Source organism: Streptomyces sp. R35, assembly GCF_041053035.1.
GTDB classification, from domain to species: Bacteria; Actinomycetota; Actinomycetes; order Streptomycetales; family Streptomycetaceae; genus Streptomyces; species Streptomyces lutosisoli.
Map to the genome: position 1 here is coordinate 10369754 of NZ_CP163440.1, position 11782 is coordinate 10381535.

Genomic DNA, 11782 nt, shown 5'->3' on the forward strand with positions numbered 1-11782 from the left:
CGCCGGCTTCCTCGCGACCGGCGCGGCACCCGACCGGGTCACCGGACCGGTGCCGCGCCGGTCGGACCGCGTTCCGGGCCACCACGGACACGGGGAGGGACGCGCGTACGGGGACGCGGCCGGACACACAATGGACAGGTGACACCCATGAGCGCGAACCAGTGACCCCCATGAGCATCGACGACACCGCCCACCGGACGGCACCCTCCGAGCCGCCCTTCGCGGAGGCGGACCTCCCGTGGAATCACCCCCTGGCCCGCGGGCTGTCCCGGCTCGGCCGACGGCTCAAGCAGGGCGACCGGAACCGCCCGTGGATCCTGGACGCCGCGGTGACCGCGGTCGTGGCGCTGATGTTCTGTGTGCCGGACCTGGTGCACGGCGGCGACGGCGACGGCGACCGGCGTGGCTTCGACCTCCAGCTCACCCACCTGCCCTGGCCGGGAACCGTCGCGCTCCAGGCCGGACTGGTACTGCCCCTGCTGTGGCGGCGCAGAAGGCCGTCCCTTGCCTTCGCCGTGATCGCCGGCGTGTTCTGCCTTCAGCTGGCTCTGGGAGTCTGGCTGCGCGCCGACATCGCCCTGCTGATCGCCCTCTACAGCCTGGTGCTGCACGGAGAGCTCCGGCGGCTGCCCGTGGCCTGCGCCGTCATCGCCGGTGCCCTGGGGCTGACCGCCGTCCGGCTGTCGTCCGAAGTGCACGTCCTGGACGCGCTGTTCTTCCTGTTCAGCACCATCACCGCGGCGGTCGCGCTCGGTCTGGCGGTACGGATCCGGCGCGCCCAGCTCGCCGTCCTGCGCGACCGCGCGGCCCGCCTGGAGATCGAACGCGACCAGCGCAGCAAGCTGGCCGCCGCCGCCGAACGCACCCGGGTGGCCCGCGAGATGCACGACATCGTCGGTCACAACCTCTCCGTCATCATCACGCTCGCCGACGGTGGCGCGTATGCGACCGACCACTCCCCGGAACGCGGCAAACAGGCCCTGCTGCTCATCGGTGACACCGGGCGCCAGGCGCTGGGCGAACTGCGTCGCATGCTCGGCGTCCTGCGCGAGCAGACCCAGACCCCCGCCGCGCCCCAGCTCAGCCCCCAGCCGGGCATCGCGGACATCGATGCCCTGTGCGCCCGGATCCGGGCCGCCGGTCCCCATGTCGTCTACCGCACCGGCGGCGAACTGGACACCCTGGACCGCGGTGTCCAGCTGACTGTCTACCGCATCGTCCAGGAGGCCCTCACCAACGCCCTCAAGCACGCGGGCCACGACACCCGCGTCGAACTCGCGGTGAGCGTCAAGGACACGCGGCTGCACATCGACGTCCACGACACCGGCCGGGGCGGCGGTACCGTCCGTCCCGGGCCGCCCCAAGAGGAAGGACACGGACTCGCCGGCATGAGAGAACGCGCAGCCCTCTACAACGGGACCGTCACCGCGGGACCCGCCCCCGGCGGAGGATGGACGGTACGGGCCACCCTCGACCTGACCCCCCTGGCCGGGACCGACGTCACCCCACCGGCGGCCACCGGCGGTGCGCTGTGACCACCGTGCTCATCGTGGACGACCAGCCACTGCAACGCCTCGGCTTCCGGATGCTCCTGGAGAGCACCCCCGACACCGAAGTCGTCGGCGAGGCCGCCCAGGGCGGGGACGCCGTCCGCAAGGCCGCCGAACTCCGCCCGGACGTGATCCTCATGGACGTACGGATGCCCGGCATGGACGGCATCGAGGCCACCCGCCGCGTTGTCGCCTCCGGCGGCCGCTCCCGCGTCCTCATCCTGACCACGTTCGACCTGGACGAGTACGCCCACGCGGCGCTGCGCGCGGGAGCCAGCGGGTTCCTGCTCAAGGACGCCCACCCCGAGGAACTCCTGGCCGGCATCCGCGCGGTCGCGGCGGGCGACGCCGTGATCGCCCCCGCGCTGACCCGCCGCCTCCTCGACGCCTACGCCAGGCACCTGCCCCACGAGTCGTCGAGCCGGAAGGCGGCGGACGACCCCCGAGTGCGCGCCCTCACCGAACGGGAGTACGAGATCTTCGTCGCCATGGGCCAGGGCTGGAGCAACAGCGAGATCGCCGAGCGCCTGGTCGTGGCGGAATCCACCGTGAAGACCCACGTCGGCCGCGTCCTGGCGAAGGTGGGAGCCCGCGACCGCGTCCAGGCGGTCATCCTCGCCTACGACCTCGGACTCGCCCACCCGAACCCGCCCGACTAGGCAACAGGGACGCCCGTGCACCAGGCCAGGCGCTCCTGGTCATCCGAACTGGCCGGGCTGGTAGTCGCCGGCGGGCTGCTGGATGATGACGTTCCCGCGGTTGAAGGCGTTGATGAGGGCGATGGTGCACACCAGGGCGGCGAGCTGCTCCTCGTCGTAGTGCTTGGCGGCATTCGCCCAGGCCTCGTCCGTGACGCCGCCGGCCGCGTCGGCGATGCGGGTGCCCTGTTCCGTCAGCTCCAGGGCGGCGCGCTCGGCCTCGGTGAACACCGTGGCCTCCCGCCAGGCCGCGACCAGGTTGAGGCGCGTGGACGTCTCCCCCGCGGCCGCGGCGTCCTTCGTGTGCATGTCGGTGCAGAAACCGCAGCCGTTGATCTGACTGGCGCGGAGCTTCATCAGTTCCTGCGTCGCGGCCGGCAGCGTCGAGTCCGCGAGCACCTTGCCCGCGGCGACGAGGTGCTTCCCGAACTTGGCCGCGACCGGGCTGGCGAAGACGTTCAGCCGAGCTTCCATGGTGCACTCCTGTGTCGTTGTTGCGGTTACACCTCCTTGGACGAAACAGCTCCCACGAGTTGTGACATCGCCGATTGTGATGCGCGTCTCCTGTCGCACTGAGGCGCGGACCCACGCGGGGCTCAGTGCGTGGTGGTGATCCCGGACTCTGAGAGACCGGGTCGCAGAGCTGTGCCGGACGCGAAAAATGCGGTGGCCCTCCCTCGCGGGCCCTGGTCATACTGCCGCCATGGATCCCGTGACTCTGGAGACCGCCCGTCTCCTGCTCAGGCCGTTCGGCCCCTCCGACGCGGACGCGGTGCACGCGGCCTGCCAGGACGCCGACATCCAGTACTACACACCCGCGCCCACACCGTTCCGGCGCGAGGACGCCGAGAAGTACGTCTCGGAGACCGGGCCCCAGGGCTGGTCCACGGACCGTGACTACATCCTGGGTGCCTTCCGCGCGGACAGTGGCGCCCTGGTCGGTTCCTTCTGCCTGACCAAGCTCTTCCAGGGCGTCTACGAACTCGGCTACTGGGCAGCCAAGGAGCAGCGTGGCCGCGGGTATTCCGCGGAGGCCGCGCGGATGCTGTGCGACTGGGGGTTCGCCACGCTCGGGGCCCACCGGATCGAGTGGTGGGCGATGGTCGGGAACGCGCCCTCCCGCGCTCTCGCCGAGAAGCTCGGCTTCACCCTCGAAGGAACCCTCCGCAATCGCAGCATGGTCAACGGCGAACCCCACGACTGGTGGGTGGGCGGGCTCCTGAAGCCCTGATCCGTCCGGTCAGGGCTTCTCCTCAGTGACCCAACCCGGCCCGGAGTTCCGGTGGGAGAGGCTCCCCGTGGGCGCGTACGAGGCCGTCGCACAGGTCCCAGATGCGCTCGACGGTCACGCCTCCCGTCAGCGGGTCCTGCGGACGTAGTCCGCGCTGTCGGGCGTCGACACCGTCACATCCCGGCGCACGATGCTCAGCCGGCCCCCGAAGCCCGAACGGGCCTTGCGCAGACCGCTGTCGGTGTACTCGATGACGACCACCCGGTCGTGGAACGCCTTCGCGTACGTCCCGCACTCGTCGTACTCGCCGCACTCCTCCGCCACCGCGAAGTCGAGTCCGGTGCGGGCCCTGAGCCCCGCCAGCTGCACGGTGTTCTTCTGACCGATGGCCAGATGCCGGGCATGCGCGTGCGCCGAGAGCAGGGTGATGAACGCGGTGGCGTCGTCGGCGGTCAGCAGATGCCGCGAGCGCGTGTAACTGTCGTAGTTGTCCGGCTCGATCGCGTCGAAGCCCTTGTCGGCGCAGCCGTCGATCCACCGGTTGACCCCCGCGGCCACTCGCTTGCGCTTGGCAGGCGTCCGGATGTCCAGCAGCGCCTCGCCCCAGTCCTCGTCGACGACGACCTTGCCGTGCGCGTCCCGCAGCAGCAGATCGGCCGGCCACTGCTTCCGCTCGTCCGGCTGCGCCTGGAAGGCGTTGACGTAACAGATGTTGTAGAGGCCGGGCGCGGGGGACGCCGCACGGTCGCGGCTGACGATGCGGACGCCGGCGGCCGGGGGATAGGCGCCGCCGATCTGGTAGTCGAAGCCCGCGTGGAGCGGGGGGAGTTCGACGGCCGTCGCGGTCGCGCCCGGTTTCGGCGTGGGCTTCGACGAGGTGGCCGGCGCTGTGGAGGACACCGGCGGGTTGTGCGGCGAGGCCCCCGTGTCCTTCCCCGCACCGCAGCCGACCAGCGTCAGGAGACTCGCCAGGACAGCGGCTGTTCCCGGACCTCTGACGCCGGAAACACGCTTGACGGGCATGTCCGCTCCATCAATCGCGAGTACGTCCCCGCCTCGGACGCTTTCCGCGATCCTGGCGACTTTGGCCGGACTTGAACCTGGTCCGTTACCGGCTGGGCGCACCTCTGCGTGCCGGGTCGCACCACGGCACGCCAGGATCAAATCGTGTGGGCACGCCCACGTCAAGGGCGGAAATCGGCGATGTGGGCATATAGAGGGAAACCGGTCCCTCGGGCACCACGTCGGCGCCGACGAACGCATGGCCCGGCTCGCGGGGCATCTCGGCTCTATTGTCTGGACATGACCGGAGACCGCATCGCACTCGCCGTACACGACCACGGGGGCGACGGACCGCCCCTGCTGCTGCTCCACGGCGCGAGGCGCACGCTCGCCGACTGGGCCGCCGTCGCCCCGCTCCTCGTACCCCGTCACCGGGTACTCGCCGTGGACCTCCGCGGACATGGTCTCTCACCCTCCGGCACCTGGGACTTCCACCACGTGCTCGGCGACATCGAGGCGGTCCTGGAGGAGTACGGCATCCCTGGCGCCCTTCCCGTGGGCCACTCCCTCGGCGGGATGATCGCCGCGCGGTACGCGGTGGATCACTGGGACGTCACGCCGGGCGCGGTGAACCTCGACGGATTCGGGTGGGGCCGCCCCGACCAGTACGTGGGCCTGGACCCGGTGTACGTCGAGGAACGGCTCACCGGGGTGCGGAAGGCGGCGGCGTCCGTGTCGGGCGAGCGGCTTCCCACCGACGGGCTGAGGGAACTGCTCGCCCAGCAGCGTGCGATGTCCGAAGAACTGGGCATCCCCTACGAGCTGTTGGAGGCGGCCGCCCTGCGTTCCGTGCGCGAGGGACCGGACGGCCGGCTGGAGGTGAGGCCGGAGCGCGAGTTCGCCCTGGAGATGCTGGACGCGGTCGACTCGCTGGACCTCTTCGCGCTCTTCCACCAGGTGCCCGTACCGCTGCTGCTGGGGCGCGCGCTGCGGCCGGGGCGGTCGATCCCGGGCATGGAGTGGTTCGACGAACTGATGACGGCGTACGCGAAGGGGCTGGCCCGGGACCTCGCCGAACTGGCCCAGCAGCGTGCCGATGTGACGGTCGCCGGGATCGACGCCACCCATGAGATGCTCCTGGAGAACCCCAGGGCGGTCGCCGACGCGATCCTCGCGTTCACCTCGGAGACGATCCCCGGGTCCGCCGCATGAGCTCATGACCGGTCAGTGGGGAGTACTCGCCACGAACTCCGTGCCGCACGGCCCCGCGCCCTCGCTCTCGGGCAGGGCGACGGGTTCGCCGCTCATCGTCAGCGTCCGGTAGAAGCCGCCGATGCGCTGCGTGGAGCGGCCGACGTAGTGGCCGATGAACGAGCGGCGGAAGCGGCCTGTACTGCGGTTGGGGCCGGAGCCGTGCACCAGGCTGCCGTTGAAGAAGAGGACGTCGCCCGGTGCCATGTCGACGGGTACGGCGGCGAGGCCCGGCGGCGGCGGAACGTACTCGCGCGCGAAGGACAGCGCCGCGTCCGCCTCCTCCGGGCAGAACAGGTCCATGCGGTGGGTGCCCGGCACGACCTCCAGGCCGCCGTTCTCGCGGTCGATCGCGTCGCAGGCGATCCAGGCGGCCACGCACGTGCCCGGCTCGACCCGCAGGTAGAAGTTGTCCTGGTGCAGCGCCTGGCCGCGGGCCCCGGGCGGCTTGAAGTAGAACATGCTCTGCGCGGCCAGGACGTCCTCGCCCAGCAGGACTTCCAGGACGTCCCGCAGCCGGGGATCGAGAAGGAGGCGCAGGGACAGGGCGTTGATGCGGTGCGGATGCATGACACGGGGGTGGGCGTGCAGCGGATCGGCCGGGCCGCCGGTTGCCGCGGGGCGGGGTTCGAAGTGCCCCGGCACCGGCCCGGCGGCGTGCAGTGCCGTGAACTCCGCGCACAGCTCGTCGATCTCGGCGGCGGTGAACAGGCCGCGCATCACCACGAAGCCGTCCTCCTCGAACTCGCCCCCGAGGTTCCTCGGCCCGCTCCTGTCCGTCACTGTCATGCGACCGCCCCTTCTCACCGGTGTCCAGGTGCCTCACGCTAGGCCGGTGCGCCTTTCGAGAGGATGCCTGTGCGTGCTGAGAAGTTGTCCGAGCCTGCTGATCCGTCCCCGCCGCCCGGCCTGGTGACCATCGGCCGCTTCGACCAGCGGCCGGGCTACAGCGTCAACCGGCCGCGGGGGGCGGACAGCTGGCTGTTCACGTGGACCACGGGCGGACAGGGACGGATCACGCAAGGGGTGACACGGACGGTGGCCGACGCGGGCGACCTGGTGGTCCTGGGGCCCGGCGTGCCGCACCGCTACGCCGTCGAACCGGGCGCAGGGCACTGGGCGTTCTGGTGGGTGCACTGCCAGGCACGGGCGGCCTGGTCGGCGTGGCTGCGGCCGTACGCTCTCGATGACGGGGTGTACGCCGTCGGACCCGCGCGGGGCCAGGAAGAACCCACCGTCCGGAGCCAGGAACGTATCGAGGCCGCCTTCCGCCGTATGCTCGCCGACGCCCGCTGGACCGGAGACGGCCCGCCGCCCGCCCCCGAGGAGCCTGTCGGCGGCGAGGTCGCGGTCGCGCACGGTACCGCCGCCAGGGAGCTGACCCTCTGCTCCCTGGAGGAGATCGTGCTGCTCGCCACCGCCCGGGCCGAGCGCCGCCGGACCGGCCTCGACGCGCGCATCCGGCGGGCCGAGTCCCTGATCGCCGCCGACCCTGCCGCGCCGCACACCGTACGGTCGCTCGCCGAGGCCGTCTCCCTCTCACCGTCCCGCTTCGCCCACCTCTTCACCGAGCAGCTCGGCCGCTCCCCGATGCGCGCCCTGCGAGACGCCCGGCTGCTGCACGCGGCCCGGCTCCTGGAAGCCACCGAACTCCCGGTGGAGCGGGTGGCCGCCGCGTCCGGCTTCACCAGTGCCTTCCACTTCAACCGGGTCTTCCGCCGGCGGTACGGCACACCGCCGGGCGCGTACCGGACCAGAACCGCTAACGGTGTGGGGGAGACGGCGGCAAGGTCGTGATGTCCGGTGCCGCTTCGGGCCAGACCAGCAGCACCGGGCAGGGCGCGTGGTCGACGACGAACCGTCCGGCCCTTCCCAGGCTGTGCGGTCCGAGATGGGCGCGGTCTCCGTCGCGGGCCGCCACGAGCAGATCGGCGCCTTCGGCGGCGGAGACCACCTCCCGCTCGACACGGCCCACGCGCTCAACGCGTGCGCAGGGGCGGCCCAGTCGCTCGGCCGCCGCATCGAGGAGCCGCGCGGCCGAGGCGGTGTCGAGGGTTTCCAGGCGGTTGCCGGGGTCGCGCTCGGGATGTCCGCGGCCGAGCAGTCCGGCGTAGGCGCCGTGCGCCAGACCGGGCACGCCGGGTTCGGCGACGTGCAGCAGGGTCACGTCCGTCGCGTGCGGCGCGTACGTGCGTACGGCGTCCACGCACGTGGGCCACGTTCCCTCGACCAGCCAGACGACTACCCGCATGCCCATCAGCCTCCGATGACGTGGAGTGAGGCCCACAGTGCCAGTACGGCGGGGACCAGCGCCGCAGGCACGGCGATCAGACCGAGCCGGGAGAACTCCTTGAGGTCGACGCCGTGTTCGTGCTGGTGCACGATACGCCGCCACAACAGGGTCGCCAGAGAGCCCGCGTAGGTCAGATTGGGCCCGATGTTGACCCCCAGCAGAACGGCCAGCACCGCGCCGGTGCCGGACACGGCGGCGAGCGGGAGCAGGACGAGGACCGCGGGCAGATTGTTGATGAGGTTGGCCAGGACGGCGGCGAGCGCCGCGACACCGAGCAGCGCGGGCAGACTGCTGCCGTGGGGGAGCAGATGGTCGAGCGCGTCGGCGAGCCCGTTGTCGACCACCGCCCGTACGACGATGCCCAGCGCCAGGACGAAGGCGAGAAACGACGGGGCGGCGGCCCGCATCACGGTGAGCGGGGTGGCGCGCCGGCGGACGAGCGCGCGGCCGGCGAGCACGAGCGCACCTGCCGCCGCGGACCACGCCGGATCGATGCCGAGCGCGGAGGCGACGACGAAACCCGCCAGCGTGCAGCCCACGGTGACCAGCGCGAACACCGGCACGGCCGGCGACTCGTCGACACGCGGCTCCGGCGCGGCCGCGACCAGGTCGCCGGCGAAGAAGCGCCGGAAGACCACGTACTCGGCGCCGATCGCGACCAGCCAGGGCAGGGCCATCAGCGCGGCGAAGCGCGTGAAGCTCAGGCCGGTGGCCGTGAACGCGAGCAGGTTGGTGAGGTTGGAGACCGGCAGGAGCAGCGAGGCCGTGTTCGACAGGTGAGTGCAGGCGTACACATGGGGCTTGGGGCGGGCGCCCATCCGCGCCGCGGTGGCGAACACCACGGGTGTGAGCAGCACGATGGTCGCGTCCAGGCTGAGCACCGCCGTGATCGCCGAGGCGAGTGCGAAGACGGCGGTCAGCAGACGGCTCGGCCGCCCCGCCGCCCCTCGCGCCATCCACATTCCGCAGGCTTGGAAGAGTCCTTCGTCGTCGCAGAACCGGGCCAGTACGAGGACCGCCGCCAGGAAGCCGATCACCGGTCCCAGATGCGCGGCCTCCGCGCGCACGTGCTCCCAGGAGATCGCGCCGGTGACGAGGACCAGACCGGCGGCCGGGACCGCCACCACCGCCTCGGGCCAGTTGAAGGGGCGGATCACCGCGCACACGAGCACCGCGACGAGCAGGAGTACGGAGAGGGCCTCGGCGAGCGGGGTGCTGAGTGCGACGGAAAGGCCTTCGGCGAGCGGGGCGTTCAGAGTTCGGTCCTCCGGGGGATCATGGTGGCGCCCATCCATCACATCAGATGTCGCGCCGGCCGCACCCCCGAGGCCGTCAGTCCTCCCCGACCAGCGTCAGCTCCGCCCAGATCGTCTTGCCGTCGGGCGTGTGCCGGCTGCCCCAGCGCTGGGTGAGCTGGGCGACGAGGAGCAGCCCGCGGCCGCCCTCGTCGTAGGTCTTCGCCCGGCGCAGATGCGGGGCGGTGTGGCTACTGTCGGAGACCTCGAAGATCAGGGTGGCGGCGTCGTGGATGAGGCGCAGCCGTATGGGCGGCTCGCCGTAGCGGATGGCATTGGTGACCAGTTCGCTCACCACGAGTTCGGCCGTGAAGGTCGCCTCGCTCAGCCCCCGGACGTCCAGCTGATCCGCCACCTGCTTGCGGATCGGCGCGACCAGGGCGGGGTCGGCGGGAATGTCCCAGGTGGCCACCTGGGAGGGGGCCAGGCCGCGCGTCCGGGCGAGCAGCAGGGCCACATCGTCCTGGGCGCCGCCCACCGGAAGCAGCGCCTGCAGGATCGCATGACACGCCCATTCCAGGGAATGGGACGACTGCTCCAGAGCTCGGGACAGCAGCTGGTGGCCGACGTCGAGCTCCCGCCCGCGGCTCTCGATCAGCCCGTTGGTGTACAGGGCCAGCACCGTGCCCTCGCGCAGCTCGAATTCCACCGACTCGAATGGTAGTCCGCCCAGGCCGAGCGGCGGTCCGGCCGGGAGCTCGAGCTGCCGGGGTGGACCGTCCGGAGGGGCGATGTAGGGAGGCGGATGCCCTGCCCGGGCGAGGGTGCAGCGCCGGGAGAGAGGGTCGTACACCGCGTACAGGCAAGTGGCGCCGACCTCGCCGGTGGTGCCTTCGGCCCCGGCCTCCTCCGACAGCCGCACGACGAGGTCGTCCAGGTGGGTGAGCAGCTCGTCCGGGGCCAGGTCGATGTCGGCGAGCGTGCGTACGGCGGTGCGCAGCCGCCCCATGGTCGCCGAGGCCTGGATGCCGTGGCCGACGACGTCGCCGACGACCATGGCGACCCGCAGCCCGGACAGCGGGATCACATCGAACCAGTCGCCGCCCACCCCGGCCCGCGCCGCGGGAAGATACCGCGAGGCCGCGTCCATGGCCGCCGTCCGGGGCAGCGACTGGGGGAGCAGACTGCGCTGCAGGGCCAGTGCGGTCTGGCGCTCGCGGGAGAAGCGACGGGCGTTGTCGATGCAGACGGCAGCCCGGGCGGTGACCTCCTCGGCGAGCAGGACGTCGTCGGAGGTGAAGGGGCCGGGCTGCCGGAACCGGGTGAGCACCGCCACGCCCAGAGTCTGGCCCCGGGCCCGGATGGGCACCGACATGGTGGCGTGGACGCCGAGCTTCGCGACGCGCTCGCGCCGGCGTTCGTCCCAGGCCAGCCACTCCTCCATCGTGTTGTTCGCGTCCGGCACCACGATCGTCCGGCCGGCGATCAGGGAATCGGCCTGCGGTGAGGCGGCGGGGTATACGTCGACCTCGCCGAGCGTGACGACCGCTTCGGGGGAGCCCGGGTTCACCGATCGATGGGCTGCACGGCGGAGTGTGACCGGGGCGGTCGGCAGTTCGGAGTCCGGCTCGCCCCCGTGCTCCGGCGGATCCAGCAGGTCGACGCTGACGAAGTCGGCGAGCACGGGCACGCAGACATCGGCTAGCTCCTGGGCCGTTCGGGTGACGTCGAGGGTGCTGCCGATACGCACACTCGCCTCGTTGACCAGCTGCAGCCGCTCCCGGGCCTTGTACTGCTCGGTGAAGTCGTGCGCGGCCAGGCACACGCCCCGCACCCGTCCGTCGGCGTCTGTCAGCGGGGCGATCCGCGCCAGCCAGGCGTGCGCGCGGTCCTCGCCGCCCGTGCGCATGTACGTCTCCACGTCGCGCCCCTCGCCGGAGACGAGCACGGCGCGCATGTCCTCCTCGAGCTCTTCGCTCTCCCGCTTGCCCCCGATCTCGGAGATCCGCAGGCCCCGGATACGGTCCTCGGGGAGACCGATGACCTCGGCCATCGCGTCGTTGATCCCGTACAGCCGCAGCCGTTCGTCGTAGATGGCCATCGCGCAGGGTGACTGGGTGAGCACCGCCCTGATCAGCGGGTCGTCCGGTGGGCGCGGTTCCTCTCCCTCCAACGGGGTGACCACGAGCCATCCGCCGCCTTCCGGTTGTCTGCGATGGGCGAGCAGCCACACGGACAGGACGCGTCCGTCACGGTGGCGCAGGGGGAGCACTCCGTCCCAGCGGTTACCGGTGGGCTCGGTCGGCGCCGTGGCGCCCGTGGGGTCCAGCAGGTCAGCGGCGGGGTGGCCCTCGACCTCCTGCGGCGCGTACCCCAGCAGTCGGTGGGCCCCCTCGCTCCAGCGGACCAGGGTGCCGTTCTCATCGATGACTGCCCATGCCGTGGCGGCCTCTTCGATGGGGTGGACCGGGCTCATCGTCGCCACTCCATTGCGCACAGTCACCGTGAACACCGCTTCACTT

Annotated in this window: 11 protein-coding genes; 5 read left to right on the forward strand and 6 right to left on the reverse strand. The window is 71.8% G+C overall.

The window, feature by feature from the left end; translation table 11 throughout:
* Positions 1–170 precede the first annotated feature (170 nt).
* Both AB5J50_RS46635 and AB5J50_RS46640 read left to right on the forward strand, forming a co-directional pair.
* The gene (locus AB5J50_RS46635) at positions 171–1535 is read left to right on the forward strand and encodes a sensor histidine kinase (RefSeq protein WP_369264600.1); all 1365 of its coding nucleotides are present in this window, start codon (positions 171–173) and stop codon (positions 1533–1535) included.
* Positions 1532–2209, forward strand: a complete 678-nt coding sequence (locus tag AB5J50_RS46640) for a response regulator (protein WP_369264601.1) — start codon at positions 1532–1534, stop codon at positions 2207–2209. Before AB5J50_RS46635 ends, AB5J50_RS46640 begins: the two co-directional genes overlap by 4 nt.
* A gap of 39 nt (positions 2210–2248) precedes the next feature.
* Here AB5J50_RS46640 and AB5J50_RS46645 read toward each other — a convergent pair whose 3' ends face one another.
* Positions 2249–2722: a carboxymuconolactone decarboxylase family protein gene (locus AB5J50_RS46645; RefSeq protein ID WP_327434066.1), complete on the reverse strand. Its 474-nt coding sequence runs from the start codon at positions 2720–2722 to the stop codon at positions 2249–2251.
* A 229-nt stretch (positions 2723–2951) separates the two neighbouring features.
* On the opposite strand from AB5J50_RS46645, the gene AB5J50_RS46650 reads away from it, so the two are divergent.
* Entirely contained in the window at positions 2952–3479 is a 528-nt protein-coding gene (locus AB5J50_RS46650; RefSeq protein WP_369264602.1) for a GNAT family N-acetyltransferase, read from the forward strand.
* A gap of 126 nt (positions 3480–3605) precedes the next feature.
* On the opposite strand, the gene AB5J50_RS46655 is transcribed toward AB5J50_RS46650, so the two are convergent.
* Complete coding sequence (locus AB5J50_RS46655; protein ID WP_369264603.1) at positions 3606–4502, reverse strand: endo alpha-1,4 polygalactosaminidase; 897 nt, start codon at positions 4500–4502, stop codon at positions 3606–3608.
* A 279-nt stretch (positions 4503–4781) separates the two neighbouring features.
* On the opposite strand from AB5J50_RS46655, the gene AB5J50_RS46660 reads away from it, so the two are divergent.
* Positions 4782–5693, forward strand: a complete 912-nt coding sequence (locus AB5J50_RS46660; RefSeq protein WP_369264604.1) for an alpha/beta fold hydrolase — start codon at positions 4782–4784, stop codon at positions 5691–5693.
* A gap of 12 nt (positions 5694–5705) precedes the next feature.
* Here the strand turns inward: AB5J50_RS46660 and AB5J50_RS46665 are convergent, their stop codons facing one another.
* Complete coding sequence (locus AB5J50_RS46665; protein ID WP_369264605.1) at positions 5706–6521, reverse strand: phytanoyl-CoA dioxygenase family protein; 816 nt, start codon at positions 6519–6521, stop codon at positions 5706–5708.
* Between the two features lie 63 nt (positions 6522–6584).
* On the opposite strand from AB5J50_RS46665, the gene AB5J50_RS46670 reads away from it, so the two are divergent.
* Complete coding sequence (locus AB5J50_RS46670; RefSeq protein WP_369264606.1) at positions 6585–7529, forward strand: helix-turn-helix domain-containing protein; 945 nt, start codon at positions 6585–6587, stop codon at positions 7527–7529.
* On the opposite strand, the gene AB5J50_RS46675 is transcribed toward AB5J50_RS46670, so the two are convergent.
* From AB5J50_RS46675 to AB5J50_RS46685, 3 genes are read right to left on the reverse strand one after another with little or no spacing between them, the layout of a single operon-like run.
* Positions 7495–7983, reverse strand: coding sequence for a universal stress protein (locus tag AB5J50_RS46675; protein ID WP_327434072.1), 489 nt, complete (start codon positions 7981–7983; stop codon positions 7495–7497). The genes AB5J50_RS46670 and AB5J50_RS46675 overlap by 35 nt on opposite strands.
* Before the next feature lie 5 nt (positions 7984–7988).
* Positions 7989–9320, reverse strand: a complete 1332-nt coding sequence (locus AB5J50_RS46680; protein ID WP_369264607.1) for an arsenic transporter — start codon at positions 9318–9320, stop codon at positions 7989–7991.
* A 37-nt stretch (positions 9321–9357) separates the two neighbouring features.
* On the reverse strand, positions 9358–11736 hold the full coding sequence (locus AB5J50_RS46685; protein WP_369264608.1) for a SpoIIE family protein phosphatase: 2379 nt from the start codon (positions 11734–11736) through the stop codon (positions 9358–9360).
* Positions 11737–11782 lie beyond the last annotated feature (46 nt).

Excerpts from the sequence above, each read along its gene's own strand:
- AB5J50_RS46635 (WP_369264600.1), top strand. The coding sequence starts at position 171 with ATGAGCATCGACGACACCGCCCACCGGACGGCACCCTCCGAGCCGCCC.
- AB5J50_RS46645 (WP_327434066.1), bottom strand. The coding sequence starts at position 2,722 with ATGGAAGCTCGGCTGAACGTCTTCGCCAGCCCGGTCGCGGCCAAGTTC.
- AB5J50_RS46650 (WP_369264602.1), top strand. The coding sequence starts at position 2,952 with ATGGATCCCGTGACTCTGGAGACCGCCCGTCTCCTGCTCAGGCCGTTC.
- AB5J50_RS46655 (WP_369264603.1), bottom strand. The coding sequence starts at position 4,502 with ATGCCCGTCAAGCGTGTTTCCGGCGTCAGAGGTCCGGGAACAGCCGCT.
- AB5J50_RS46660 (WP_369264604.1), top strand. The coding sequence starts at position 4,782 with ATGACCGGAGACCGCATCGCACTCGCCGTACACGACCACGGGGGCGAC.
- AB5J50_RS46665 (WP_369264605.1), bottom strand. The coding sequence starts at position 6,521 with ATGACAGTGACGGACAGGAGCGGGCCGAGGAACCTCGGGGGCGAGTTC.
- AB5J50_RS46670 (WP_369264606.1), top strand. The coding sequence starts at position 6,585 with ATGCCTGTGCGTGCTGAGAAGTTGTCCGAGCCTGCTGATCCGTCCCCG.
- AB5J50_RS46675 (WP_327434072.1), bottom strand. The coding sequence starts at position 7,983 with ATGCGGGTAGTCGTCTGGCTGGTCGAGGGAACGTGGCCCACGTGCGTG.
- AB5J50_RS46680 (WP_369264607.1), bottom strand. The coding sequence starts at position 9,320 with ATGGATGGGCGCCACCATGATCCCCCGGAGGACCGAACTCTGAACGCC.
- AB5J50_RS46685 (WP_369264608.1), bottom strand. The coding sequence starts at position 11,736 with ATGAGCCCGGTCCACCCCATCGAAGAGGCCGCCACGGCATGGGCAGTC.